The organism is Marinobacter gelidimuriae (assembly GCF_000372805.1).
GTDB lineage: Bacteria > Pseudomonadota > Gammaproteobacteria > Pseudomonadales > Oleiphilaceae > Marinobacter > Marinobacter gelidimuriae.
Genome location: NZ_KB889895.1, coordinates 1 through 25,835, shown reverse-complemented (window position 1 = coordinate 25,835; position 25,835 = coordinate 1). Strand labels below are relative to the sequence as shown.

Annotated in this window: 24 protein-coding genes and 2 pseudogenes; 14 read left to right on the top strand and 12 right to left on the bottom strand. The window is 55.4% G+C overall.

From position 1 onward, the window contains the following. Positions 1-183: pseudogene (locus A3OI_RS23405) on the bottom strand (hypothetical protein); the annotation flags it as partial. Between the two features lie 119 nt (positions 184-302). Between A3OI_RS23405 and A3OI_RS20005 the strand changes: the two are divergent. From A3OI_RS20005 to A3OI_RS0111560, 6 genes are all read left to right on the top strand, one after another. Further along, complete coding sequence (locus A3OI_RS20005) at positions 303-1,052, top strand: YeeE/YedE thiosulfate transporter family protein (protein ID WP_228702960.1); 750 nt, start codon at positions 303-305, stop codon at positions 1,050-1,052. 738 nt (positions 1,053-1,790) lie between these two features. Further along, entirely contained in the window at positions 1,791-4,274 is a 2,484-nt protein-coding gene (locus A3OI_RS0111580) for an amylase (protein ID WP_228702959.1), read from the top strand. A gap of 26 nt (positions 4,275-4,300) precedes the next feature. Continuing rightward, on the top strand, positions 4,301-4,654 hold the full coding sequence (locus tag A3OI_RS0111575; RefSeq protein ID WP_018404427.1) for a hypothetical protein: 354 nt from the start codon (positions 4,301-4,303) through the stop codon (positions 4,652-4,654). Positions 4,655-4,742: 88 nt separating this feature from the next. Next, positions 4,743-5,306, top strand: a complete 564-nt coding sequence (locus A3OI_RS0111570; protein ID WP_018404426.1) for a DinB family protein — start codon at positions 4,743-4,745, stop codon at positions 5,304-5,306. Positions 5,307-5,309: 3 nt separating this feature from the next. Beyond that, positions 5,310-6,143 carry an NRDE family protein gene (locus A3OI_RS0111565; RefSeq protein WP_018404425.1) on the top strand — a complete coding sequence of 278 codons (834 nt, stop codon included), beginning with the start codon at positions 5,310-5,312 and terminating at the stop codon, positions 6,141-6,143. A 30-nt stretch (positions 6,144-6,173) separates the two neighbouring features. Then, positions 6,174-6,833, top strand: coding sequence for a cytochrome c peroxidase (locus A3OI_RS0111560; RefSeq protein WP_018404424.1), 660 nt, complete (start codon positions 6,174-6,176; stop codon positions 6,831-6,833). A 115-nt stretch (positions 6,834-6,948) separates the two neighbouring features. Here A3OI_RS0111560 and A3OI_RS0111555 read toward each other — a convergent pair whose 3' ends face one another. The 4 genes from A3OI_RS0111555 to A3OI_RS0111540 all read right to left on the bottom strand — a co-directional run bounded on the left by A3OI_RS0111555 (position 6,949) and on the right by A3OI_RS0111540 (position 9,135). Continuing rightward, positions 6,949-7,704, bottom strand: a complete 756-nt coding sequence (locus A3OI_RS0111555) for a YiiX/YebB-like N1pC/P60 family cysteine hydrolase (protein WP_026224160.1) — start codon at positions 7,702-7,704, stop codon at positions 6,949-6,951. Positions 7,705-7,851: 147 nt separating this feature from the next. Continuing rightward, positions 7,852-8,163 carry an EthD family reductase gene (locus tag A3OI_RS0111550; RefSeq protein WP_007349219.1) on the bottom strand — a complete coding sequence of 104 codons (312 nt, stop codon included), beginning with the start codon at positions 8,161-8,163 and terminating at the stop codon, positions 7,852-7,854. Positions 8,164-8,260: 97 nt separating this feature from the next. Next, positions 8,261-8,521, bottom strand: a complete 261-nt coding sequence (locus A3OI_RS0111545) for an anti-sigma factor family protein (protein ID WP_018404422.1) — start codon at positions 8,519-8,521, stop codon at positions 8,261-8,263. After that, entirely contained in the window at positions 8,515-9,135 is a 621-nt protein-coding gene (locus tag A3OI_RS0111540) for an RNA polymerase sigma factor (RefSeq protein ID WP_018404421.1), read from the bottom strand. The genes A3OI_RS0111545 and A3OI_RS0111540 overlap by 7 nt, the downstream gene beginning before the upstream one ends. A gap of 209 nt (positions 9,136-9,344) precedes the next feature. On the opposite strand from A3OI_RS0111540, the pseudogene A3OI_RS20000 reads away from it, so the two are divergent. Beyond that, positions 9,345-11,496, top strand: a pseudogene (locus A3OI_RS20000) (FAD-dependent oxidoreductase). 109 nt (positions 11,497-11,605) lie between these two features. Next, the gene (locus tag A3OI_RS0111530; protein ID WP_018404420.1) at positions 11,606-12,586 is read left to right on the top strand and encodes a radical SAM protein; all 981 of its coding nucleotides are present in this window, start codon (positions 11,606-11,608) and stop codon (positions 12,584-12,586) included. A 75-nt stretch (positions 12,587-12,661) separates the two neighbouring features. On the opposite strand, the gene A3OI_RS0111525 is transcribed toward A3OI_RS0111530, so the two are convergent. Beyond that, positions 12,662-13,141 (bottom strand): MaoC family dehydratase, encoded by a 480-nt coding sequence (locus A3OI_RS0111525; RefSeq protein ID WP_007349214.1) that lies wholly within the window; start codon positions 13,139-13,141, stop codon positions 12,662-12,664. 87 nt (positions 13,142-13,228) lie between these two features. Between A3OI_RS0111525 and A3OI_RS0111520 the strand changes: the two genes are divergently transcribed. From A3OI_RS0111520 to A3OI_RS0111510, 3 genes are all read left to right on the top strand, one after another. Then, positions 13,229-14,632, top strand: coding sequence for a sodium:solute symporter family transporter (locus tag A3OI_RS0111520; protein ID WP_007349213.1), 1,404 nt, complete (start codon positions 13,229-13,231; stop codon positions 14,630-14,632). 322 nt (positions 14,633-14,954) lie between these two features. Beyond that, complete coding sequence (ectA, locus tag A3OI_RS0111515) at positions 14,955-15,470, top strand: diaminobutyrate acetyltransferase (RefSeq protein ID WP_018404419.1); 516 nt, start codon at positions 14,955-14,957, stop codon at positions 15,468-15,470. 194 nt (positions 15,471-15,664) lie between these two features. Beyond that, positions 15,665-17,125 carry an aspartate kinase gene (locus A3OI_RS0111510; protein WP_018404418.1) on the top strand — a complete coding sequence of 487 codons (1,461 nt, stop codon included), beginning with the start codon at positions 15,665-15,667 and terminating at the stop codon, positions 17,123-17,125. A 55-nt stretch (positions 17,126-17,180) separates the two neighbouring features. Here the strand turns inward: A3OI_RS0111510 and A3OI_RS0111505 are convergent, their stop codons facing one another. The 4 genes from A3OI_RS0111505 to pdxH are packed head-to-tail and all read right to left on the bottom strand — an operon-like array spanning position 17,181 to position 19,405. Continuing rightward, complete coding sequence (locus A3OI_RS0111505; RefSeq protein ID WP_018404417.1) at positions 17,181-17,636, bottom strand: DUF3429 domain-containing protein; 456 nt, start codon at positions 17,634-17,636, stop codon at positions 17,181-17,183. Next, on the bottom strand, positions 17,633-17,938 hold the full coding sequence (locus tag A3OI_RS0111500) for a DUF6482 family protein (RefSeq protein WP_018404416.1): 306 nt from the start codon (positions 17,936-17,938) through the stop codon (positions 17,633-17,635). Before A3OI_RS0111500 ends, A3OI_RS0111505 begins: the two co-directional genes overlap by 4 nt. Before the next feature lie 57 nt (positions 17,939-17,995). Further along, a complete protein-coding gene (locus A3OI_RS19995) occupies positions 17,996-18,757 on the bottom strand; it encodes a 4'-phosphopantetheinyl transferase family protein (protein WP_026224158.1) in 762 nt (253 codons plus the stop codon). Further along, the gene (pdxH, locus tag A3OI_RS0111490) at positions 18,758-19,405 is read right to left on the bottom strand and encodes a pyridoxamine 5'-phosphate oxidase (RefSeq protein WP_018404414.1); all 648 of its coding nucleotides are present in this window, start codon (positions 19,403-19,405) and stop codon (positions 18,758-18,760) included. 156 nt (positions 19,406-19,561) lie between these two features. On the opposite strand from pdxH, the gene A3OI_RS0111485 reads away from it, so the two are divergent. Both A3OI_RS0111485 and yfbR read left to right on the top strand, forming a co-directional pair. Next, positions 19,562-22,321: a DUF748 domain-containing protein gene (locus tag A3OI_RS0111485; RefSeq protein WP_018404413.1), complete on the top strand. Its 2,760-nt coding sequence runs from the start codon at positions 19,562-19,564 to the stop codon at positions 22,319-22,321. Positions 22,322-22,326: 5 nt separating this feature from the next. Continuing rightward, on the top strand, positions 22,327-22,923 hold the full coding sequence (gene yfbR / locus A3OI_RS0111480; protein WP_018404412.1) for a 5'-deoxynucleotidase: 597 nt from the start codon (positions 22,327-22,329) through the stop codon (positions 22,921-22,923). A 117-nt stretch (positions 22,924-23,040) separates the two neighbouring features. On the opposite strand, the gene A3OI_RS0111475 is transcribed toward yfbR, so the two are convergent. Next, positions 23,041-24,075 (bottom strand): SPFH domain-containing protein, encoded by a 1,035-nt coding sequence (locus tag A3OI_RS0111475; RefSeq protein WP_018404411.1) that lies wholly within the window; start codon positions 24,073-24,075, stop codon positions 23,041-23,043. A 2-nt stretch (positions 24,076-24,077) separates the two neighbouring features. After that, positions 24,078-24,536 (bottom strand): nodulation efficiency, NfeD-like protein, encoded by a 459-nt coding sequence (locus A3OI_RS0111470; protein ID WP_018404410.1) that lies wholly within the window; start codon positions 24,534-24,536, stop codon positions 24,078-24,080. Between the two features lie 168 nt (positions 24,537-24,704). Here A3OI_RS0111470 and A3OI_RS0111465 point away from each other — a divergent pair, with 168 nt between their 5' ends. Then, entirely contained in the window at positions 24,705-25,526 is an 822-nt protein-coding gene (locus tag A3OI_RS0111465; protein ID WP_018404409.1) for a class II glutamine amidotransferase, read from the top strand. The last annotated feature ends 309 nt before the right edge of the window (positions 25,527-25,835 follow it).

The window sequence follows — 25,835 nt, the reverse complement described above, 5'->3', positions numbered from 1 at the left end:
CATCAAGATGAGGGTCTTGATGAATTCCGAGGGCTTATATCCTCGATTACTTTTAGGCTGGGGAAAGTGCTTATCAATACGCTCAGCGAGGCTCAATGTGTCCATTAATTGACCAGTGGCCAATAAACCGGCACGGGAGGTGAGCAAATCGTTCGTTGTATCGAGTTTGTAGGGTAGAATCATCGTAAGCCTTGAGTTGTGCACCCATTGGGTGATGGAGAGTTTCGTCGCTAACCATTATACAGCCAAGGCTTTCTATGTTTTAGAAATTTCTATCTGGGGATTGGGGTGATCGTTCCTTTCTGGCCGTCTACCCGTTTCACTGGTCTATTCCCCTGGGTGGTTTTGTGTTCGGCATTGGTTCAGCGATCAATGGCGCCTGTTCCATCTCTACCGCAACCCGTCTATCGAGCGGAGATCTGCGCATGTTGCTGACCATGCTTGGCTGGTTGGCCGGATGGCTATTGCTGATCGTGGCGGACATCAAGCCAGACCTCCGGAGTACGCCCTACCAGCTCGGGCTGTTGCCCTGGTTTAGCGTGAGTAGCCTGGTGTTGGTCTCGGCACTGGTTTACTGGAAGTTTCGCAACCGCTGGCGCCTTTGGAGCGGCATCATGCTGGTGGGGATCTTTGCGGGCGCGCTCTTTCTCTATGAGCCGGCCTGGTCGCCCAGTGACTTTGTCCGCGACGCCGGTCTGAACCTGATGACGGGTACATTGCCACCGCCTTCGCTCTCCCGGGTACTGATTCTGGTCTCCATGGTGCTGGGCATGGCGGCGGGCGCCTGGCGCTTCGGGCGTTTCCGGTGGGTGCTGCCAGCCTTCGGCGAAACTGGCAAACACCTGGGCAGCGGCCTGTTGATGGGCGTCGGGGCAGCGCTTGCGCTAGGGGGTAACGATTTCCAGTTGTTGCTGGCTTTGCCCGCCCTGTCCCCGGCCAGCCTGTCCGCCTTGATAGGTATGCTGGCAGGGATCTGGCTCGGGGCCAGGTTAACGGGCACCGGCCAGACAGTCACAACCCGCAACGGTTCATCCAAAGGTAAGACCAGATAGGCTGCCAAGTCAGTAGGTTATTAAACGAGGAGGCTGATCTCCGCGCTTTTTTTAACCTCATCTTCTATCAACCATAGCCGGTCCTGGCCCCAGCAGCTGACGGCCCCGTAACGAAAACCGGGAACACCCCAGAGCCCGCAGTCATACATGACCTTGCGATTGTCTTCTGCCCAGGAACGCCAGCGATGTACCACTTTTTAGCATCAGGTACCGATTGTCCGCGCATCAGTATGGGTAGAACCGGCCTCAGCCGAAGGGGAACACTCCAGTTGCCAGACGGTGCGGAGCTGTAAGCGCACTATGAAGCGTTTGTGTAACCGGGCAAGTGCTCGCAGCAGGGGTAATCCGAACGGATCCCGGGGGTTCACGAAAGCCAGAACAAGGTCGGTTTCGCCTCTTACCCTGGCTCGTGCGCTGTAAATGCACCGTCGCGGGTTGCGAGCCCCTGTACTGGAAAGCGCGCGGGCAAGCCATGGCATCAGATCCGCCTTTGTCGGGCGACGCATAGGGCAATCCCTTTTTTGTTGTTAACGAACTTTTGACCAAAGCAACCATATCATAACGGCCAAGATGGCCAGCCAGCCAGCCAGCCTGCCAGACTCGAACAGGTAACTAAAAAAATTCAGTTGACGCTGTAACAGTTGCAACTCACATGTGTCTCTATCCTCGAAACGCCAATAAATCACTGTCTTGCAAAGCGTCGAGGCAGTGGCCAATCGGAACGGAGAGCGCGGCACGATGACTCGGTACTACTGGATGGGTGGCAACAGGTCCTACGAGCAGGACAGGTTCTTTGAGCAATCGCTGGACAAATCTCAGTGGCAAAAGGCAGAAAGTGCCGAGAAGTGGGACGTCTGCTGGTATACCGGCATGCCGGATCAGAACGACTTCAGCGAGGTCGGGCCGGAACGGAAAATCAATCACATTCCGGGCAACAATGCGCTCACAGTAAAGAGCCGCCTTTACTGCAGCCTGATGGACCTGCGCGAGCGGGTTGAACAACAGGACAAAGGGAGCGGACACCTGACCGAACGCCTCGGGTTTGTGCCAGGAGTATTCTCTATGCCGGAAGACTACCACGCGTTCCAGCAGGCAGCGCTGGATAATCCGGGTAAACGCTGGATTCTGAAACCGAAGAACGCCGCGCGAGGTAAAGGTATCCAATTGGTTGGGGACCCGGCCGATGTGCCGCTGGAATCCTCCTGGATGGTTCAGGAATACCTCGAAAACCCCCACACCATGCATGGCCGGAAGTATGTTCTCCGTCTTTATGTTCTGGTGTCCTCGGTGTCGCCCTTTCGGGTGTATCTCTACCGGCAGGGTTTTGCCAAGCTGGCTTCCGCGCCCTATAACGAGGAAAACGCAAACAATCCCTACAGCTATCTGACCAACCCGGACGTTAATGCCCTGAACCTGGATGCCGAGGTGCCGGTGGAGTTCGTGGACTTTGACCGTTACCGGGAGTGGCTTCGGGAACAGGGCCATGATGACAAGGCCCTGTTTGCCAAAATTGAAGACCTGGTGGCCCTGACCTGCTTGGCAGCCCTGGAACCCATGCGTGAACGCTCAAGGGTGGTGGGTGCGGACACCCGGGGCTGTTATGAGTTGATGGGTATTGACTGCCTGGTGGATGAAAAGCTCAAACCCTGGGTGCTGGAGTGCAACCTGAGCCCCTCTCTGGAAGTGTGCGCCGGGCCGGAAAGCGGCGGCGATATTGAGGAGGGTATCAAGGGCTCACTGGTTGCCGACATGGTTGAAATCGTGGGCCTCAATAGCAAGCCTGTTGCTTTGGAAACCGGCTCTGTGGTTGAGCGCCTGGTGCGGGAGTCCCAAGATGAAATAGCCCGCAGCGGCGGCTTCAAGAACCTGGTGCCCGGGGCAGACCCGGCAGCGTATCTGCCTTTCATGGCGCTGCCACGGCTGTCCGACTGGGTGGTGGCCCAGGCATTGTCTGATCGTTCCTTACAGCAACCACGCCTTGAACGCTGGGTGGCGGAAGACACCCTCAGTGAAGACCAGGTGTATCTATATGACACTCGCCTCGGTCACCTGAGCGGTCTGAACGAAACCGCTTCCCTGATCTGGCTAATGGCCACCGAAGGTGCAGGGCCGGACGACATTGCAGCAGCCCTTTACGAATCGGCCAGCCGCAGTATGCCTGCCGCTCCGGACGCTTGGGCAATCCGCAACGATGTCTGGAATACCCTCGGCGATTGGGTGAATAACCGATTCCTGATCCAGTCCGACGCATCCGCTGGCCAGCCGGCAGCACCGGCAACCTCGCCGAGCCCTGAATCCACGCCGTTTTCGAGAGTACTGGACTGCGGACGCTTCCGGGTGCGGTTGTTCACGGACAGTGCGCCGCTGATTGGCCGGATCGAAGCCTTGCTTGAGCCTATGGCGGTTGCCGGTGTCGCCGGGACCGGGTTGCTTCCCAGGCTGGAGATCGTGCGCGATACACCGGGCTTCACCCTGATTCTGGAGGGCAGGGTGCTTCGTTCCCGTCTGCCCCTGTCCGGCGTTGCCTCAGCGCTCATGGCCTGCCTGGCGACGCATGCCGCCGAAGCGCAGGAAATTGCCATAGACGCCGGTCTGATTGCGGGCCCGACCCTGGCCGGGCAGGCATTTCTGGTCGGCAACTCCGAACCCGCCGTCCATGATGCCCTGACGCTGGCGTTGTCGGCCTGCCTGAAGGCTGACCATAGCCGCGGCGCGCTGCTGCCTTCGGGCACCGACTACCAGATTTCGGCCCTGGGGTTACCGCTGCAGGTTTCGGAGGGCTTATCCGAAAGCTTCTTTAGCGACCAGGGTATTAGTGGCCGATTGTCGCCGGAGTCAGGCAAGGGTTGTCTTGTGCCGGCTTCTTCGGCTGTCACCGGCAGTCGCTACACGGTACCTGCAGTGCTCATTCCCAGTATGGCCCAGCTCCGGGAAGAGGACGGCTTACGGGCAATTCCGGTCAATGAGACGCTGAGGCAGCTTATTTCGGGGTGTTGTTCCGCTGGTGGCCAGCCGCTCGATACCCATGGGTTTACCCGGCTCGCGGAGTGGCTGGAAACCTGCGATCGGTACCTGGTTGATATGAACAATATTGAGGTCGCTGCCGCGGCACTCAACAAGCGGTGTTGTACAGCACAGCCGCAAAAAATCCGGGAGCCTTTGAGGTCCGCTGGACCTCTGGCTCCGGGTATAAAGAAGGCCGGGCAATCCGCCCGGCGGTAATGTGAAACAACGGAAGGGGATACATCATGTCCAAAGAAACACAGAAACAGCGGTTGCTTGGCAAGCTCGCGCGGGGTATCGCGTACACAGGACCCGTTTTTGCCATCATTGTCGGCGCTTCGGCGTTCAACGTATCGGCCGCCGAAACCAACCTTGACGCTAACTATCTGATGGTCGCTGCGGGCGAAGCAGAGGCCGAGGGTAAAGCCAAGGGCGAAGGCGAGGCAGAAGGTAAGGCCAAGGGCGAAGGAGAAGCAGAAGGCAAGGCCAAGGGCGAAGGAGAAGCAGAAGGCAAGGCCGAAGGCAAGGCCGAAGGCGAAGGAGAAGGAGAAGGTAAAGCCGAGGGCGAAGGCGAAGCAGAAGGTAAAGCCAAGGGCTGATGAGCGAACACGTGTGGGCATGAGTCCGTCTTGTGTCCACACGGCCGTTAACAGCGCCGTAAAGAACAACGTAAAACGGATAAATGCGATGAAACAGCCAGTTTCAGACAATAACCGGGCCTTGGGCCAGATCGTTGATGAAAATGTTCATGCGATCGGGCAGCTTGTCCAGCTGCTTGACCAGATGCCGGGAACTTTGTACCGGCACTGCTTTGGTGCGAGAAATCAACATGTTATCGGCAAGCATGTCCGGCACATTATCGATCACTACAGCGCGCTGCTGACAGCCACTTCTGGTGTTGGCGGTCTGCTTGACTACGAGAACCGCAATCGGGATCTGTCCCTGGAAAAAGACAGACGGGCGGCACGGGATTGCCTGGAAAAGACCATGGCGGCTCTTCGTCGTCGGTTTGAAGGGCCCTGTGAGAGTGAACTTGGCATGCGTCATAACAGTGCCGGTGAGCATCAGACTGTGAAGACAAGCGTGGAACGTGAGCTGGTGTTTCTGGCCAGCCACACCATCCACCATATGGCCATCGTCGGGATGCTGGCCGAACAGGCCGGGGTGAAGGTCAGCTCTGATTTTGGCGTTCACCCTTCAACGCTGCGATATCTGGAAGGGCAGGCGGCAGGCCTGGCCCGAAGTGCCTGAACCATGTGCACGGTCAGCTGGCACTTTTCGGACCGAGGCCTGGATCTGTTTTTCAACCGGGATGAGTCTCTGACCCGGTCCGAGGCAGAGCCGCCTGTTGTTGAGCAACAGGGCGATGTCAATACCCTGATGCCTCGGGACCCGGTGGGAGGAGGCTCCTGGCTGGCGGCGAACAACCGGGGGCTGATTCTGGCATTGCTCAATAATTACCGGTACCCGACAAAAATTTCCTCGGATCAGGCGCTAAGTAGAGGACTTCTGGTTCGACGCCTGAGCGCCCTTGAGGGCATTGCGGGCGTACGCAAGTTTCTGGCTGATGAAATTCTCGCTCTCTACCCGCCCTTTTTTCTGCTTGTCTTCGAAGATTGCCAGCGGGAGCCTGTTCAGTGGGAGTGGGACGGGGAAACACTGAAAGAAACCTGGGACATGGTGGAGTCGCCCATAAGTACATCATCTCTGATGCCCCGACTGGTGCCAGCCTTACGGCAATATCTGATGCGTCGGGCACTCCGGCGCACTGATCGGAATCGGACAGCCTCAACCTTGTTGGCATTGCATCGCGCCAGTCGGCCCTGGCCAGCCACTGTTACCGTCGCCATGAAGCGAAAAGGCAGCGCCACCGTCAGTTTGACTCATGTCCGAGTCACACCGGATGACATTGCCATGCGTTACTGGCCTGGGCATCCATCGGAATCGGCCTCCCGGGAACCGCAAGAAACGATTCTCACCCGGGGTTGTTCTCCGTCGAACCGATCGGTTGGGACAGAACCGTTTGTAACAAACGCGCGGCAAGGGTGTCCGTGCTTCAAAGACCTGCATGAAGGGTCTACACCCTGAATAACGAAAATACGACCGGAGGTTGCTGACATGTCCAAAGAAAAAAAACGAAAGGCGCTTTTAAGCAAGCTGTCGCGAAATCTCATGATATCCGTACCCATGATGACCGTGGTGGCTGTGGCAGGTTTCAACATACACACAGGCTCTAATCTTGGCCTGATTCCCTCTGCGGAAGCCGCGCAGGGAGAGGCTGAAGGGGAAGCAAAGGGCGAAGCTGAAGGGGAAGCAAAGGGCGAAGCTGAAGGTCACGCCGAAGGCGAGGGAGAAGCCGAGGGCAAGGCTGAAGGAGAGGCTGAAGGCGAAGCAGAGGGAGAAGGCGTATCAGCGAGCCTCAAGAAAGCCGTGCGCCGCCCCGAAGGTTACACACCCTACCAGGGTGATGTTGCGGAACTGAGAGCCTTGGGCGAAAAGCTGTTCAACGACAATAGCCTGTCCTCCAATGGTTTGTCCTGTGCCACCTGTCATACGAACGGCATGGTCTACCTGGACACTTTCAAGAATCAGTACCCGCATTTTGTTGCCATGGGCACGCGGGACTTCGGTATGGACATGGTGCACCTGGATGAAATGGTCCAGATATGCATGGTGGCACCGATGGCCGCCGAGCCTCTTGAATGGGGCTCCAAGGAGTTGGCGGCATTGACCGAATTCACTCGACAGGAGCAGCAGAAGTATATTGACAAGCCGTAGCGTTGTTTTGCATCGACAATTCCACTGTCGACCTTGGGTGGGGCCACATGCTCCATCCTTTTTTTGGATGGCAAAGGATTCCAGAAGCAGGTTCTGATTGCCTGCAGCCTCGGGTTTAACCGTCCTCCCAGGCGATGGCCCGGTAATCGAATTCGCCTTCAATGGTGGGTTTTATAATCCGGAAATAGGGTGAGGCATCAAAGTCCCTCGGGGTGAACAAGGAATGATGCCGCACCCGGAAACGTTCATGCACGCAATCGGCACAGTCAGGATCGTTGGCGGGAAGTGTTTTCACCACCGGTAGAATCGGATAGCGCAGCTGCTGGAATCCTTCGGCAATGAACGTTGAACAGATCGCCCGGGTGGGATCGCCGCTTCCGAACGCCAGCAGTTTGTGTCTGTAGCGGGTTGGCACCAGAGGCGTTGACCAAAGGTAACGGGCCAGATCAAACACGTTTTTCATATCGTACTGATGGCCGAGTCTGCTGAAAGCGTATTCAGTAAGCGTTCGAAGGTCCTTGTCGCTTAACCCGACCGGGCGACAGATGCGGGTGTGGGCGTGACGGTAATAGCAAAGTGGCAGCGGACGGATACCGTGTTCAAGGTCCGCCTCAATGAGCACGTGAGCTTCACCATCGTCCGATACTCCAAGTCCGGCATCCGGTCCAAGGTAAAGCGCAGCGTGAGACCAGGTGGACTGAGTCAGGTACTTGATGGCAACGCTGATCCGCGTATTGCCCTCTACCAGCAGAACGTCTCCGGGTTGGAGAGTATTCACCATCGCGCCCCAGGTGGACGTTCTGATGGAGTGTCGGGAGACTTCTTTCGAAAGGTAAGCGGCCAGGTGCCTCGAAAGCCAGTTCAGTAGCATGCAGTACCCCGATGATGTTTCGGTTGTCAGTCATAACATAGATAGGCGACCGGAACGACTGTTACGGGTCCGACCCATATAACAGTATCAGCAGGGATCTATACATACGCCGGGGCGCGAAAATTGTAGGGCAGAGAGCGTATGCGCTTACTCGATGACTTCGCTGATCTGAACCGTCGGCTGTACGTTGGTGAAATTCGGGATATCCCCCAGGATCTCTTTGGCGTGGGGCCCGAACGCCGCCTCGAAGTCACTGAGGGAGTCAAAATACAGGTGCCCCATGGCGATGTAGGTGGGCGCCTCTCCCGGCGTGCCTCCTGCAAGGCCTGATTCGATAGCTGTTCGCTTGCAGGCGTCTCCGAGTTTTTCACGAACCAGCGCCATATGAGTGTCACGGTAATAGGCAATGTCGAACGTGCTATCTGCAGCCTTGGGGTAGAGTACGCTGACTTTTATCATTATTGGGGTCTCGCTTTTTGAAGTTAGGATATAAAGCTTTTAGTGAACCGCATCCGCAGCACATGGCCAATGGCACTTTAGAACGAATTTTGAACAATCACTCATTATTCCCATCACGGGGTTTCCGTGTCTTGAGCGCTTCCGCTACCCGTTCATCAATCCGACGTATGAATTCCTCGTCCGGTTTGCTGGAGGAGTGCGCCTTCATAAGATCGGTGCTGGCACGAAGGTTACCGATAAACGAGCGGCAGTGCTTGCACATCATCAGATGCATTTTCACAGACAGATTCCGCCGGCCGGTCAGCTCACCATCGATGTAATCACTGGCGATTCCGGCCAGGTCCCTGCACATTAACATTCGCCCGTCTCCTGGAAGGTTTCCACCATGAGAAAGATCTTCTGCCTGGCACGGTGTAAAAGGACACGAAGGTTAGAGGCACTGACATCCAGAATGTTACAGACGTCCTCGGATTTGTGTTGGTGGGCTTCGTACAGCATCAGGGCTGAGCGCTGGGTTTCTGGTAGCGCGGACAGGTGTTTGTCCAGGCAATCGCTGAGTGCGTCATTCTCCATTAAGGTATCTGCGGACTCATGGAACTTAAGTGATGGCGGCAGATCCCAGCGGCCTGTTGCATTGAAGCGGTTGGCAAGCTCCGGTTCCAGGCTCTCGGAAAAATCAATGGCTACTTCCCGTTTGCTGGATCGGAGCTTGTTCTTGCAGCGGTTGGCGACAATTCGGTGCAACCAGGTTTTCAGGCTGGAGCGGCCTTCAAATTTGTGAATGGCATCGATCACCGTCACCCAGCAATCCTGAACAATTTCTTCAGCACTGGAATAATCCAGGTAAAACCGGGCGACGGCCAACATACCTGGGGAATATTCCCGAACGGCTTTTTTGTAGGCAGATGAATTGCCTCTTTTCAGGTCTTCGATCAGCGAACCTTGGGGGTCCGGATGCACTGCGGTGTTCATGGGATTCCGTTCCTTATCAGTCTGGGTTTGGCCGTTATGTTTGTATAGTGTTTCGGATTAAGGGAAAATTTCAGTATTCTGGAACGAATGTTCAAAAATCTTAGTTCAATCGCTATCGTAACATCCAGTCGGTGATCGTGTCTTAGCGTGAACAGCGTATTGGTTTATACATCTTAAGTATTAGTTTATACATCTTAAAAGGCATGGATATGACGCGTAGCAAGCTTTTACTCATTTTAGTTATCGCCGCGATTGTTGGTTTTTTTCTCGGCTTCGACGGGCACAAGCTGCTGACTCTGGAGAACCTGCAGGCGAATCAAGGTGCCCTGGCGCAATGGATTGACCAGAACCTTCTGATAGCCGTTGTCGGTTATGCCGCAATTTATGTGGTGGTCACAGCTCTGTCCCTGCCGGGGGCGACCATCATGACACTGGCCGGCGGTGCCTTTTTCGGTAACCTGTATGGCTTGGCGGCGGTTTCCATTGCCTCAACGCTGGGGGCTTCCCTGGCGTTTCTGGTGGCGAGATTCCTCATGCGTGACACCCTGCGGGAGCGCTATCGGGAAACCATCGCTAAAATGGACCATGGCATTAAAAAGGACGGTGCGTTTTATCTGGCAACCCTGCGTCTTGTGCCGGTGTTCCCGTTCTTTCTGATCAACTTGGCGATGGGCCTCACCGGGATGAAGCTGCGGACCTACGCACTGGTTAGCTGGGTTGCCATGTTGCCGGGCACGTTTGTTTTTGTGAATGCCGGCACACAGTTGGGTCAGATTCAGTCCACTGGCGATATTGTTTCTGCGGATTTGCTGCTGTCGTTTGCCTTGCTTGGGCTTTTCCCGCTGATTGCGAAATTTGTGGTGGGCTTGCTCCGTCGTCGCAAGGTCCTATGCTAGCTGGAAGAAGCCGGAGCGCTTTGATTACAACCTGCTGGTGATTGGTGGTGGCTCTGCGGGTCTTGTATCCGCCTACATTGCGGCCGCCGTCAAGGCGAAAGTGGCGCTGATCGAAAAACACAAACTGGGCGGCGATTGCCTGAATACCGGATGTATTCCTTCGAAGGCACTCATTCGAAGCGCGAAGGCGGCGGATACATTGCGCCATGCCAATCGTTACGGCCTCGAATCGGTGCCGGTGAAAAGCTCATTCATGAATATCATGAACCGTGTCAAAGACGTGATTGCCAAAGTAGAGCCCCATGACTCCCCTGAGCGCTACCGGCAGCTGGGCGTGGACTGCATCGCTGGCGAGGCAAGTTTTGTCTCTCCTTGGGAACTGGAGGTCAGGCACAACGATGGTCACACCGAGCGGCTGACGGCGCGAAGTATTATTGTCGCCACCGGCGGCAAGCCGGCCATGCCGCCGATTCCAGGGCTTAAAGATATGGAGCCTTTGAGCTCTGACAACCTTTGGGAGTTGCAGGAACAGCCGGAGCGTTTGCTGGTGTTAGGTGGCGGCCCCATTGGTTCCGAGCTGGCCCATGCCTTTGCCCGCTTGGGCAGCCAGGTGATTCAGGTGGAAATGGGAGACCGGCTGTTGGCAAAAGAAGACAGCGATGTATCTGAACTGGTGAGAGTCCAATTCGAAAACGATGGTGTTGACCTTCGTCTGGAACATGCGGCCAAAGAGTTCGCCATCGAAGAAGGCGAGAAAGTGGTTTACTGCGAGCACAAAGGGGAGCGGGTTCGTATTGCCTTTGATCAGGTGCTGGTCGCGGTGGGTCGTGCCGCAAACACCAAAGGCCTGGGGCTTGACAAAATCGGCGTCGAAACCCTGCCCAATGGCACCGTGCCGGTGGAAGAAGACATGAGCCTGCGCTATCCGAATGTGTTCGCCTGTGGCGATGTTGCCGGGCCCTATCAGTTTACCCATGCCGCGGCGCACCAGGCATGGTATGCCGCGGTGAATGCCCTGTTTGGTCAGTTTAAGCGCTTCAAGGTAGATTACCGGGTTATGCCGTGGGTCACTTTCACCTCGCCGGAAGTGGCCCGCGTCGGGCTGAGTGAAGCCGAAGCCAGGGAGAAAGGGATTGCCTTTGAAGTCACCAAATACGGTCTGGACGACCTGGATCGGGCCATTACTGAAAGCGAAGACTCTGGTTTTATCAAGGTGTTGACGCCGCCGGGCAAAGACAAAATCCTTGGCGTGGTGGTGGTGGGTTCCCACGCCGGCGAAATTCTGGCGGAGTTCACTCTGGCGATGAAGCACGGCCTGGGGTTGAATAAAATTCTTGGCACGATTCACCCTTACCCAACCTGGAATGAAGCGGCCAAAGCCGCTGCGGGCCAGTGGAAACAGGCCAATGCGCCCCAGCGTTTACTGGCCATAGTGGAAAAGATTCACAGCTGGCGTCGCGGTTAAGACACGTTCGGCGTCAGCGCCGGTCTGATTGCTGCTGTTTGACGGCTATCTCAATGCCGTCTGAATACTAAGTATAACGAGTGTCGAATTTTTTAATTATGGAGCCTTTATGCCCCCCACCCTAGCCAGCACGCCGGTTAAGGCGACCCGCACGCGCATCCCGTTGGTGGAAGTTTTAGAGCCCCGTGCGGCTGACAGCTGGACGCATACCCGCAGCGGCGACCCCCGTGGTTATATTGATGCGGATACTTTAAAAGAGCTGTGGATTCACACCGGCACCGCCTGCAACCTGGCGTGCCCGTTCTGTCTGGAAGGCAGCCATCCTGGTGATGGCCGCATTCCCGGTATGAAGCTGAGCGATGTGAAGCCGTTTATCCACGAAGCTATGGATATGGGCGTGGAGCAGTTTTCCTTCACCGGTGGCGAGCCGTTTGTGATTCGGGATTTTGTGAATATCCTGAATTACGCCAGCCAGCACCGGCAATGTTTTGTGTTGACCAACGCCACCGAGCCGCTGTTGAAACGCAGGCATCAGGTGCTGCCGCTGCTGAACAATCCCTATCCCATTCACTTCCGCGTTAGCCTGGATTTCCCCGACCGCGCCCGCCATGACAAAGACCGCGGTGAAGGCAGTTTTGATCAGGCATTAGAGGGCGTGCACTGGCTGGTTGAACAGGGTTTTAGGGTGTCTATTGCGCGCCAGACCGATGTCAACGAAGTGCCGGCCAAGGTAGAGGCTGCGTTCCGCGAGATTTTCCGCGAATGGGGCATTCCCGAAACCCTGGCGTTTACCGCGTTTCCAGACCTGGGTACGCCGGGTTCGGAAGACGGTAGTCCGGAGATTACTGAAAACTGCATGGAGAAATACCCCACCGTTGATAGCCGCGCGCACTTTATGTGCACGTACACGCGGATGTTGGTGAAGAAGGGTGACGATGTGCGGGTGTATGCCTGTACGTTGGTGGATGATGATCCGCAGTACGATTTGGGTGGGTCGCTGGCCCAGAGTATGGAGGAGCGCGTTATGTTGCGCCATCACCGGTGCTTTTCTTGTTATCGCTATGGGGCCAGTTGTTCGGCGCCTGCTTAGCTTTTGATGCTTTAGCCCCGCTACCCAGGCCTGACGGACCTGATTTCGGTATTTTGGAAAGCTTGAAGTTCGCCATCAGTGCCCTTCGTTGAGTAATTCGGCCAAGCGTTGTCGCTCATTTTTATTGGGTAGGACACCGGTTATTTCTGCTTCCAGAACGGTGACTCCGTCACCATTGATGACGTTGATTTCTGCCTTTGCGCGTTTCCGCTCGTCGATTTCGTGGATGACCCAGCTACAGGTCAATGTTTCACCGGCATAGACCGGTCGCTTGAACTTGAATGACATGCTTGATGCAAACCAGCCAATCTGACCGCCGATTTCGGTGATCAGGCTTGCTGTCAGGAGGCCGTGAGCAATAGGTTTGCGCAGGCCTTTTAGCTTGGCAAAATGGCTGTCGCAATGGACCGGATTGTAGTCTCTCGAAAGAGTCGCGAAGGATGCGATGTCTTCGGAGCTAAAACAGCGGGTTATGGTAAAGCGATCGCCGACACTTAGCCCTTCGGCAGCGTGCTGGCGGATGTTTGTGATGAGTATCTGGGGCTTGTCTGGCATGACTTGTTTTCCTTATGAGGCTGAACCCGCTGGACTGTATGGTATCAACCCCACCTAAAAATCAGAACTGCAAGGAATAAACAAACAATGAACATCACCGAAGCCACGCTATTTTGGGGCTTTCTTCTGGCTTACGGCGTGATTATGTACGTTTTGTCGCCGAAAAGCCGGAATCCGGAATCGTTTTATAAGGGCACGGACGACCACGGGAATCCGGTAGGGCAGTGGTCGCTGACGGCGAGTATTTTTATCAGCTGGATTTTCGCCAAGTCGGTGACCAACGCGGCCAATCTGGGGGCGGCATACGGTGTTGTGGGTGGCCTGGCTTACGCCAGTTATTGGCTGTCGATTCCGGTGGCGGGTTATGTGATTTATCGTATTCGCTGCCAGACCGGTGCCCGTAGCTTGCAGGAGTTTTTGACCTCTCGCTTCGGCCGGCTGGCATCGCTGGCGTTTGCGGCGGCGATTCTGATTCGGTTGTACAACGAGATCTGGAGCAATACGGCCGTGGTGGGCGGTTATTTTGGTTCACCCGGACAGTGGCAGTATTACACCGCTGCCATGGTGTTTACCGCGTTTACCTTGGCTTACAGCCTGAAAGGCGGGCTGCGTTCGTCGATTTTTACCGACGTTATTCAGACCTTTGTGTTTGTGTTTTTTCTTGGCGCGGTGCTGTTTATGATCTTGCCCGCAAACGATGCGGGAGTGATGCTGCGTGAAGGTGATTTCCGTTTGGACGCGGGGTTGGATTTGCTGCTAGTGGCGCTACTTCAGCTGTTTAGCTACCCGTTCCACGATCCGGTGCTGACAGACCGAGCCTTTGTAAATCGTGAAAAAACGATGCTCAAAAGCTTTGTGGTGGCTGGTTTGTTGGGCTTTGTGGCGGTGTTTATCTTTAGCTTGGTGGGGGTTCATGCGCGTCTGAACGGTATCGACGCCATGGGTAACGCACCGGCTGCAGTCGGCCGTTCGCTGGGTTTGGCAGCGCTGTTCTTTATGAGCGTGGTAATGATGACTTCAGCCGGCTCAACCCTGGACTCCACCTTTACCTCCCTGGCCAAGTCGCTGGCGGTAGACTTGCCGCGGTTGGCGCGCCGTGCAGCAAATCGACTGCCCAGTATGCGGTTGGGAGCGGTGGTGATGGTGGTGTTTGCGCTCTTGGGGAATCTGCCCATGCTCGCTGGCACGGATATTCTGGCGGCAACCACCATTTCCGGCACCATGGTGATGGGGCTGGCGCCGGTGTTCCTGTTTTACGGCTTTACCCGTTGGTCGCCGTGGAGTTTTCACCTGAGTTTCTGGACCGGCCTTGCGCTAGGTTTGGCCTTGGCCGTAGGTGCTATTCCCGCAAGTTGGGGCATTGGCGACGGTAAGTACGGGCTGTTGTTGGGCGTTAATGCCTGGGGCTTTGTACTTTGTACGTCGGGCTTCTTTGCGCCCTTATTGGTGGCTCGATGGCGTCGCCAGCCCTTAGCGGTGTCGTCTTTCTGATTGATCCGTTCCACACTGTTTCAGGCCCCTGGCTAAGTCCGTTAGTAATGGGTCTTTCGAGGCCTAAGAATGTGTTTTCAAAACCCATCCGCGATTTTTTCTGGAGCTTTTTGCCTTGGCGCACCGTCAAGCTCCCGAGTTCGTCAATTCCGTACAAAAAGTAATCAAAACTTGTTGTTGAATCTCGGTATTGACGGCTATTATTCTGATGGATTATGCTGTTTTAAGTCGCCAATTCCCCTGTCATCTTTTGAGTAAACTTGAAATTTAATTTGTGGTCTATATAATTTAACCCTAAATTTTCAAGGTAAACAGATTCGTTATGACATCAGAAGGATCGAATACCACCGCCATTAACCTGCGCAAACCTGTGAAGGATGATGGCTTCAGGCTGAACCAGCTGGTAACGGAATGCCCACCGCTGGATCCGAACTCAATTTACTGCAATCTGTTGCAGTGCAGCGATTTTGCCGACACGGCAGTGGCTGCAGAGAAAGACGGCGACCTGGTCGGCTTTATTTCCGGTTATATCCCCCCCCAGAAGCTGGAAACAGTATTTGTATGGCAGGTTGCGGTCCACGAGAAAGGCCGGGGTCAAGGGCTTGCCAAGCGTATGCTGAAGGCGATTGTTGCACGGCAAGAACTTAGCCACATTAGCCATATGGAAACCACCATTACCGCTGATAACGACGCTTCCTGGGCGCTGTTCCGCTCGTTTGCCCGCGACATGGGCGCCGAATTGACCTTTGAGGAGCACTTCACAAAAGACGTGCACTTTGGCGGTCAGCACGACTCCGAAATTTTGCTGCGCATTGGGCCCTTTACCAAGCCTGGCTGAGCCCGAAGGCCCGAGTAAATGCGCTAGCCGACAAGCCAATGGATGAGCTTGCCACAGCGTGCCGTCTGAAATCTGACGTGCAAAGAGGTAAAATCATGGGATTATTCAAAACCGTCGAATCTGAAGCGCGTGTCTATAGCCGTGCTTTCACGGGTTTGTAATCGCACCAAAGAACCGATAGCAAAGGCGAAATTATGACTGCGCAATTACATACCGTTGAAAAAATCGGCGGCACCTCCATGACCAACTACGAGGCCGTACGCGACAACATCATTATTGGTAATCGCAGCAAAGACGAGCTGTATCAGCGCATCTTTGTGGTATCGGCCTACGCAGGTGTCACCAACGAGTTACTGGAGCACAAGAAAACCGGTGAGCCCGGCGTTTACGCCTTGTTCGCCGATGCGGAATCGGACTGGGCCTGGGGCGACGATCTCACCAAGCTGGTGCGCTTTCTTACCGACATCAACGGCGAGATGTTTGAAGACTCGATGTTAAAGCAGCAAGCCGACCAGTTCATTACTGATCGGGTTGAAGGCGTGCGAGGCTGCCTGATCGACCTGCAGCGCTTGTGTTCCTATGGTCAGTTTCAGCTTGAAGAACACTTGCTGACGGTGCGTGAAATGCTGGCCGGTATCGGCGAAGCCCACAGTGCCTTCAACACCACGTTGAAACTACAGCAGGAAGGTATCAGCGCCCGCTTTGTAGACTTGACCGGCTGGCGCGATGCAGAACTGTTGCCGCTGGATGAAAAGCTTAAACAGGCGTTCGATGCGGTAGACCTCAGCCGTGAACTGCCCATTGCTACCGGTTATGCGCAGTGCAAGGAAGGCCTGATGCGTACCTTTGATCGCGGCTACAGTGAAATGACCTTCAGCCGGGTGGCGGTGATCACCGAAGCCCGTGAAGCCGTTATTCACAAGGAATACCACTTGAGCTCGGCCGACCCCAACATTGTGGGTGCCGATAAGGTAGTACCTTTGGGCCGCACCAACTACGACGTGGCCGACCAACTGGCCAACCTGGGTATGGAAGCCATTCACCCACGTGCCGGTAAAGGCCTGCGCCAGAATGATATTCCACTGCGGGTGATGAACGCCTTTGAGCCGGAACATACCGGTACTCTGATCACTAAAGACTATGTTAGCGAAAAATCCCAGGTAGAAATTATTGCCGGTGCCAAGGGCATCTTCGCCATTGAAGTGTTTGATCAAGACATGCAGGGCGAGCCAGGTTCAGACCGCAAGATTTTGGACGTGCTGACCCGCTTTAAGGTGCGCTTTGTGTCAAAAGACACCAACGCTAACACCATTACCCATTACGTGAGTACTACGCTGAAACACGTAAAGCGGGTGGTGAACGCGCTGAAAGAGACCTTTCCCAATGCTGATGTGAATACTCGCAAAGTGGCGCTGGTATCGGCCATTGGCAGTGACATAAAAGTGCCGGGCATTCTGGCAAGATCGGTAAAAGCGCTGGCCGATGCAGACATCAGTGTGCTGGCGTTGCACCAGTGCATGCGCCAGGTGGATATTCAGTTTGTCATTGATGAAGACAGCTATAAGGCTACGATTGTGGCGCTGCACGCCGCGTTGATAGAGCCTCACAATCACGAATACGCGATTGCCTCGGCTGAGCAGTGCGCTCTCGGTTAATTAGAGCGCTAGCGCAGACCTTTTTCTGCGAAGTGAACCACCTGGTTTTGGGAAATCAGCCGTAATGCACGGCAAAGAACCAGGTGGCTACAATTACCTGACACACCACCACTGTCAGCGTTAGCCCCAAGCGCAGGCGTAGATACCACGCTGGCCAGTAAATCTTCATCCAGCGTGCGTCCACTAGATACAACCCCAGAAAGGCCAGTGTGAACAGTACCGCTTTCCACGGCGAAGACACTAATAAACCCACGCCTGCGGCAACAAAAAATATCTGACTGAACAACATCGATACCAGTGGCGACATTGGGTAACAGCGGTCTTCACGCTGCAGCGCGATTGTCCAGTAAACGCCCGCCATAAAGGCCAATATTCCGGCGCTGTACATGTAAAACCAGCTGCTGACCATCAGGCTGTGATGGGGCATAAAAAACAGCGCCAAAACCGCGCTGATAAAGGGAACCAGGCCGGCCAAGCCAACAAAAATGGCCAGTCGGGCCACCGCAATCACAGCTTTTGCCTCTGTACCCGAACTCTCAGCGGTTCAACGCTGCTAGGTGCCATGCCCACCATTTCATTGTATGCCGATACATGAACCACTTGAGTTTCAAGTATGTGGAAACCGCTCAGCATGTCCTGGGCGTGCCAGGTGCTGCGAAATTGCGCGGTGGTGCCGTGCTCATCAGACAGAGTCTTCGGTTGGCCATCGACTGTAAGACGTGCCATGTAGCTCTGGCCTTCCAGAGACAGTATTTCCATCAGTTCGATGCTCGCATTTTTGCGACTTTTCAGTTGTTCCAAGGTAATACGCACAATAACTCTCCGGTTTACTTCTCACCGGATTACATACGCAGGATCAGTTGTTTAAGATCATCTGTCGCGGGACGCCATAGAACGTATTGGGCGCTGGAGTAGGGGTTCCCAGATGGAATCCAGCGTATCTGCCGGAGTGAGCCTGTAGTCGTCCAGGGGTGGTTCCAGCAAAAGGACAGGAGGCCAGTTAAGAGGCGTTTCAGGCGCCTCTGCCGCCAACCGGCGATACACCAGAGTGACCAAAAAGCCGTCTACATAAATGCAGCAGGCCTGCCATGGCCGAGTGTTGTCGCACTGGTCACCGTAAAGTTCGAACCGGCGGCGCACCTCCAGGGTTTGCAGATTGCCGGCAATGCCGCGGCCGGTGGCTTTTAGCCAGGCTTCTTTCAGCGTCCATACTTTCAGAAATTCCAAGGCGTCGTCTTGGGCCAGCAGCCATTCCTGTTCAACCGGTGAAAACCAGCGCTGCACGACTTTCTGCCAGTTTGGGCGGCGCTGACAGGGCTCAATGTCCAGGCCTACCTCTCCTTGCAGGTTGGTCGCGCAGGCCGCTATTCCGCTGCTGTGGCTGAGCGACAGCCGCCATTCAGGAGGGTACTGCGACTCTGTAGGTCGCCCCATACATGGGGAGCACGCACTAGGCGTCTCGCCGCTGGCACCCGCCAGTGCCTGACGAATCAACCAACGGCTACTGAGAAACTCGGCACGCCGAGCGTCGCTACAATGCACAGCCCTGTTATATTCACTGGCATTTAACCAGGATGGCAGTTCAAAGTGAGTGCTGGTGGTTTGATGGCACAGCCATACAGTCGGTGTCACTCAGGGTTGCAACCTTTCGATGGTCCAAGGTTTATCACCGCCTTGTTCAGTTCGGTTATATTCGAACCGATCGTGAAGGCGGCTAGGGCGACCCTGCCAGAACTCGATGCTGTGGGGCACCACCCGAAAACCACCCCAAAAATTAGGCAGAGGCACTTCACCGTCACTAAACTTGCGTTTTATTTCCGCGACTTTCTGTTCCAGCAGCCCGCGGGAGGTAATGGCCTTGCTTTGCTCTGACACCCAAGCGCCAATCTGGCTGCCGCGGGGGCGCGAGGCGAAATAACGCAAGGATTCGGTTTTGCTGACTTTTTCGACTTTGCCCTGAATCCGCACTTGGCGATTCAGGCCCAACCAAGGAAACAGCAGGGCAGCTTGTGGATTCTGCTCCATTTCACGCGCCTTACGGCTGCCATAATTGGTATAGAATACAAAGCCGTTGTCGTCGAAGTATTTCAGCAACACGGTACGCAAATCGGGCAGGCCATCGTTGCCGGCGGTGGCCAGCGACATGGCATTGGGTTCCAGAATGTCAGCTTTCCGAGCATCTTCAAACCAGACTTGAAACTGCTGGACAGGGTTGTCATCAAGCTGGTCCCGATCCAGACCGTCGCTCTCGAAATCCCGGCGCATATCTCCGATGTCCATCAACCTTCCTCATTTGGCGTGTGTGCGTGTGCCTTGCCGGCATTATATCGCAGGACATATACGAAACGAGACCCTTATCGGGTTCACGAGAGCTGACAAAGGACCTGTTTGGCGTCTATCCTTCCAATACATCGAATATCTTTCAAGGAGACCCCTGTGGCCGAACGCTCTATTCGCCAGGTTCGTCAACGCAGCTTATGGCCAAGGTTAGCTGTGGTTGTGTTGATCGTTCTGTTGCTGTGTTACGCGCTGGGCGGGTTTCTGCTGTTGCCCTGGTGGGTGCAGAAAAATTTGCCGCACTACGCCCAGCAACAGCTGGGCTGGCAGGCAACGGTAGGCGAGGTCCATGCCAATCCCTTTACGTTCAGCGCAGAGCTGCAGAATCTTCAGGCCAAGGACGCAAGCGGCGAGCCAGTGCTGGCCTTTCAGCGGCTTTATGTGAATCTGAACGCGTTTGACCTGCTTAACGGTACCGCCGGTTTTCAGGTTGTCGAGCTGGAGCAACCCATGTTGCGGCTGGATGTGTTGGCAAGCGGGCAGTTGAACCTGCTGCGCGACTGGCAACAAGCCCCGGCCCGTGCCGGGCAGCCGGCAGACACTCCTGATATTCAGAGCGATACCGGGCCGAGCAGTCTTCGCATCTATTTGCAGCAGGGTGATCTGAGTGCGGGCACGCTGGTGCTGCGTGACTTTAGCCAGAAAAGCAGCCAGAAAAACAGTCAAAACAGCAGGCAGAACGACAGCGTTGAGTTCCGCATAACACCGCTTACCTTCAGTTTGCAGAATTTGGCGACCTGGGCACGGCCCGGCGATATTGGCCAATATCAGCTGGAGGCCGTGCTGGACCAACAAGCGTTGAGCTGGCAGGGCAGTTTTGAGGTAGACCCGATGTATTCCCGCGGCAGCCTGAGTATTGATAACCTGGGGCCGGGCGTGCTGTCTTACCTGCTAGCGCCCTATATGCCCTACCAATTGCGTTCCGGCCGGGTCAGCTTTAGTACCGATTACCAATGGCAGGCAGCGCAACCCATGGAGTTGTTGACCCAGCACGGCAAGCTGACGTTTGATGATGCAACCCTGGCTTTGGCGGCCGAGCCTAGTGAGGTAGCCTTCCGCAGCGGTGCCCTTACTGTCGACCAGATTCGTTTTGACCTTGCCGCCAGGCGAATAGAGGCAGGCAAGATCGAGTTCGACGGGCCGGAACTGAGCCTGAACCGCAGCGCCAACGGCGACATCGACTGGCTGGTTGCTGGCGTCCGGCCCGCGGGCGACGGCTTGGCCAGCCGTTCTGGGCAGTACGACAGCGGCCCGGGGTTTGGCTGGTCGGTGGCCGGAGTGGACATTCGCGATGGTCAGTTAAGCTGGCGCGACCAAGTGCCTGCTAATGCTGCAGAGTTGCAACTGAATGGCCTGAACCTGAGCCTGGGGCCATTTACCAATCACTTTGACGAGCCGGTAAATTACCGTGCAGAAGCCGTTCTGGTCAGTGGCGGTAGTCTGGACGTGAATGGCCAGTTCACCACGCAGCCATTTAATCTGGAAATGGCCATTGTGGGCAACGAGTTGGCACTGCCTGCGTTCGCGCCTTATGTGCAACAGCGCATGGCATTAGAGTTACCGGCGGGGCTGCTGTCAGTCGATGGCAGCCTGAATCTGGACCAGCAACGTTTACCTCTGACCGGCACTTTTAGCGGCAGTGCTTCGGTGACCGGTCTGGAAACCCGGTTGCCCGACAATGGCCAACCACTGCTGGCTTGGCAGACGCTGCAGCTAGCGCCCATTGAGTACAACGTGAACCCGGCCCGCCTGGAAATCGGCCGCGTAACGCTGATCGACCTTGTCGCGAACATCACTCGCAACGACGATGGCAGTCACGACATCACCAATCTGTTAACGCTGGCTCCGGCAGGCAAGCCGACTGCTGCGGATGCTAACGAAAACCAGGGTTTTATATTCCGAATTGGCGAGTTGCAGTTAGACAACGCCGATGTGGACTACACCGATCGCACTCTGAAACCCGAACTCACTACACGCTTCGGGCAGCTTCAGGGCAACCTTAGCGGCTTGAGCAATATTCCGCCACAGCAGGGTAGAGTGAGTTTGAAAGGAAAGGTCAATCAGGTGGGTAATCTAGATATGAGCGGCTCTATCGCCACATTGGGTACCGACCAGCAAAGTGAATTGGTGTTAAATCTGGAAAACCTGGAGTTGCCGCGCCTGTCACCCTATTCCGGCCGTTATCTGGGGTACGGCATAGCCGGCGGTAAACTGGATCTTAAGCTGGACTATCAGCTACAGGGCACCCGTATTAACGCCTCAAATCAGATTATTTTGAACCGTTTGGAATTGGGCCAACCCATGCCCAGCGAGCAGACGATTGGCGTATCAATCAAGCTGGGGCTGGCGTTGCTGCGCGACGGCAATAATGTGATTGAATTAAACGTGCCGGTAAACGGCGATTTGGCAGACCCCGAATTTCAGATGGGCAAGGTAATGATGCGTGCCTTTGTGAACGTGCTGACAAAAGCGGCCACCTCGCCGTTTGCACTGATGGGCACACTGACAGACATCGCCGGCCTGGGTGGTGAACAGATGCAACAGGTCAGCTTTGCGCCGGGTGGTATCGAGCTGACCGAGGCCAGCACCAGAAAACTGGCGGCATTGGCTCAGGTTTTGAACCAGAAACCAGAGCTTATTCTGAGTATTCGCGGCGCAGCAGCGCCCGAGGCCGACACCGGCGCCGGTGCACAGTCACCTGGCGCCCTTGCTGACAGTCGCGCCATGGCCTTGCGCCAGTTGCTGGTGAATACTCACGGTGTAAACCCGAAACAGATCTTCGTGCGCGCACCAGAAACCGACGCCAGCGTGGATGCGAATGGCAATGTTGCCGTAAATTTCACTCTGGACGCCCGCTAACCACTATGAGCCGCCCTGTGAGCCACTTTTTTGCCTATATTTCCCGCCTGCGCTGGATAAAGCGCTGGGGCCTGATGCGTAACGCTATTGATGAAAACGTCGCCACCCATTCCTGGGAAGTCGCGACTCTGGCCCACGCCCTGGCGTTGATCCGTAATGAACAGTTTGGCGGTTCGGTGAACGCCGACCGTATTGCGGCGGCGGCGCTTTACCACGATGCCACCGAGGTGATTACCGGTGATTTGCCGACACCGGTAAAATACCACTCGAAGGTGATGCGCCAGGCGTTTGGAGACATTGAGCACAAAGCCGAGGCCGAACTGCTGGCGTTATTGCCGCCACATTTACAAAAGGTGTTTGCGCCCTATGTGCAGGAATCTGCTTTGGGTGAGGAAGAGAAAAAGCTGATCAAAGCCGCAGACCGGTTATCGGCGTGGCTAAAATGCCGCGCGGAAGTGGCGGCAGGAAATCGCGAATTTGAGCCAGCCGCGGCGCAGATACACCGGCGGCTGACGAAAGAAACCTTGCCGGAAGTGACGTACTTTTTAGAGGTATTTGCCCCCAGCTACGATCAGCCCCTAGACAACCTGCTGAGCCTCTGAGAATCCGAATAGCGTCGTTGCGATGTCTCGATTTGGAACCACCAAATCTTCACCACCACGCCTAGCTCTTCGAATTCTCAGAAGCTCAGTGTATTCATTAGCCAAACGGCTTCCACCTCAAGACTGGCCGGAAGATCCCAGCATACCGGCGCGCAGGCCATCCTTTTTCAGGGAGCTACGCACCGCATCTTCCGGGCTGCCCGCCAGGTCGCGGAACATCCCCATAGAGCCCAGCAGCGCAGATGACTCGTAAGGCACGAACACCCGCTCGCCGTCTTTGGCCATATTGGGCAACACCTTGATGTAGCTTTGCCCCAGCAAATAGCCGATAACGGTTTGCTTGTTGTCTTCGCTGTCGCCGATGGCGCTCAACACCAGGCGAATGGACTCCTGCTCGCCCTGGGCCCGCAAAATGGCGGATTCTTTGTCGCCCTGGGCGTTCAGGATGGCCGCTTCGCGCTGGCCTTGGGCCTTGGCGATGGCGGCGGTTTTTTCACCCTCGGCTTCGGTCACCGTGGCACGACGTTTACGCTCGGCGGCCATCTGCAGGCGCATGGCCTCTTCTACTTCTTCGGGCATGCTGATGTCCTGCACTTCTACCCGAGTCAGTTTTACCCCCCATTTGGACGCAGGCTCTTCCATTTCGGCCTGAATGGCGTTGTTGACTTCGGCGCGGGACTCAAACAGCTTATCCAGCTCCATTTTGCCCACCACAGAACGCAGGGTGGTTTTGGCCAACACTTCCACCGCCTGGCTCATATTGGCGACTTCATACACCGCGCGGCGCGGGTCAATAATTTGGTAATACAGAGCACCGTTGATCGACACGGTTACGTTGTCAGTGGTGACCACCGGCTGGCCGGGAAAATCCATCACGGTCTCGCGTCGGTCGATGCGTGCTTCATCACTCATCACGGCCTGGTAATCCTGGCCGGTGCGCAAATAGCGGATCATGGTGATGGCGCGCGGCCGTTCGATGAACGGAATAATAATGTTCACGCCGCTTTCCAAAACCCGGTTAAAAGAGCCCAAACGCTCGATAACCATCACTTCAGACTGGCGCACAATCACCAGGCCTTTGGCGATGATAAAAATGCCAATGGCGACAACAATCAGGCTGATAACCAGCCCGGGGGATAGAAACTCTTCCATGGTTACAGGTCCTTGGGGGTTGCAAGTTCAACAATGGCGGTAGTGCCATCGAAGTGGTCAAAAATAAGCGCTGTGCCTTCTGGCAGTTCGGTTTGTCCGCCCGATTGTACCCGCAGGCGATAGAAGTCACCGTTTACGTTGATGCCGGTGGCGTCGTCAAAATCACGGCGTAAACTGCTGAATTTCTTTCCCTGATCTACGCCGGTGCCGGTTGTGCCGTAGGCTACGCCCTTTGGTGAAAAACGCGGCTTCAGCCAGCGAATGGCAACGGGCACCAAAATGCCAGAAAATAAGCCCATTCCCGCCAATTGCCATTCCAGAGAAAAGCCGAGAAACGCCAGTACCGCCGTTAATGCGGCGGCAATCGCCAGGGCCAACAGCACCATAACGCCGGATGTCAGCTCGGCCAGGCCCAGCAAGAGCGCCAGAATCAGCCAGAGGTGGGTAATGCTCCATTCCATAGTGAGTTCCGTAGAGTGCGCGTTATAAACGTAAGTATGAAAAATTAGTCTTAATTGTACCCAAATTGGGTGCGGCTGCCATGGAATGAATTGGGGTTCGCGGGACGCGTGCCGCCCAAACCCTGTATATTTGAATTATGTCTGATTTGCCGAGGGTAAAACTGCGTTATGTGTGAACTGCTGGCGATGAGTGCCAACACCCCGACTGATCTGTGTTTCAGCTTCACCGGCCTGACCCGCCGTGGCGGCGACACCGGGCCCCACAAAGATGGCTGGGGCGTGGCTTTTTATGAAGGCAAGGGCGTACGGGCATTTCACGATGTAGACGCCAGTGCCAATTCCCGCATTGCCGAGGTGGTACAAACCCATCCCATTAAAAGCGAAGTGGCACTGTGCCATATTCGCCAAGCGAATGTGGGTGAGATTTGCCTGGCCAACACCCACCCGTTCATGCGGGAACTCTGGGGCCGTTACTGGGTGTTCGCTCACAATGGCCAGCTGTCGGATTTTAGCGCGAAGCCGGGGTTTTATGAGGCCGTTGGCAGTACCGACAGTGAAGCCCTGTTCTGTGATTTACTAAATCATTTGCGCGATAACAGCGACCGCCACAGCACCGAGCAGGATACGGTGGACCAGTTGGTTCAGCTGTCAGCGGCCTACGCCCGCCAAGGCGTATTCAATCTTTTGCTCAGCAACGGCGATTGGCTGTTCACCTTTTGCTCCACCAAAATGGCCAGCATTACCCGTCGCGCACCTTTTGGGCCGGCGCGCCTGAAAGACACCGACGTGACCATCGACTTTGAAGCAGAGACCACCCCCAATGACATCGTTAGCGTGGTGGTCACCGAACCTCTGACCTCTGATGAACAGTGGGATGTGTATCAGCCCGGAGATTGGCGTTTGTGGCGCAAGGGAGAAGTTATCCAGAGCGGTGTGGTTGCTCTGGCGGGGGTTGATTCGGCAACAACGCAGGCCCATATAGAGTCATAATTGGGCTAGGGGCTGTTGACGTTTCATTACATCGGCAACCATAAAAACCCACAAGCCATGGCGACGCCGTGCTGTCATCAATAAATTCCCACTCAGTATCCGGTTCACTGACCAGATTTTGAACAGCGACCATCATTCGCAGGTCGCGCTTGTTATAAATATTTTCTTGAAGCATCATTCCTTTTAGCTTCGACCAGTGCTCATCACTGAGCATGAATCGGGGCATGGCAAACTCGTTTTATGGGTGGTTTAGGGACCTTAATATTACGAGTTTGCCTACTTTATTCAAGGCTATGTCTAAGTTAGCTG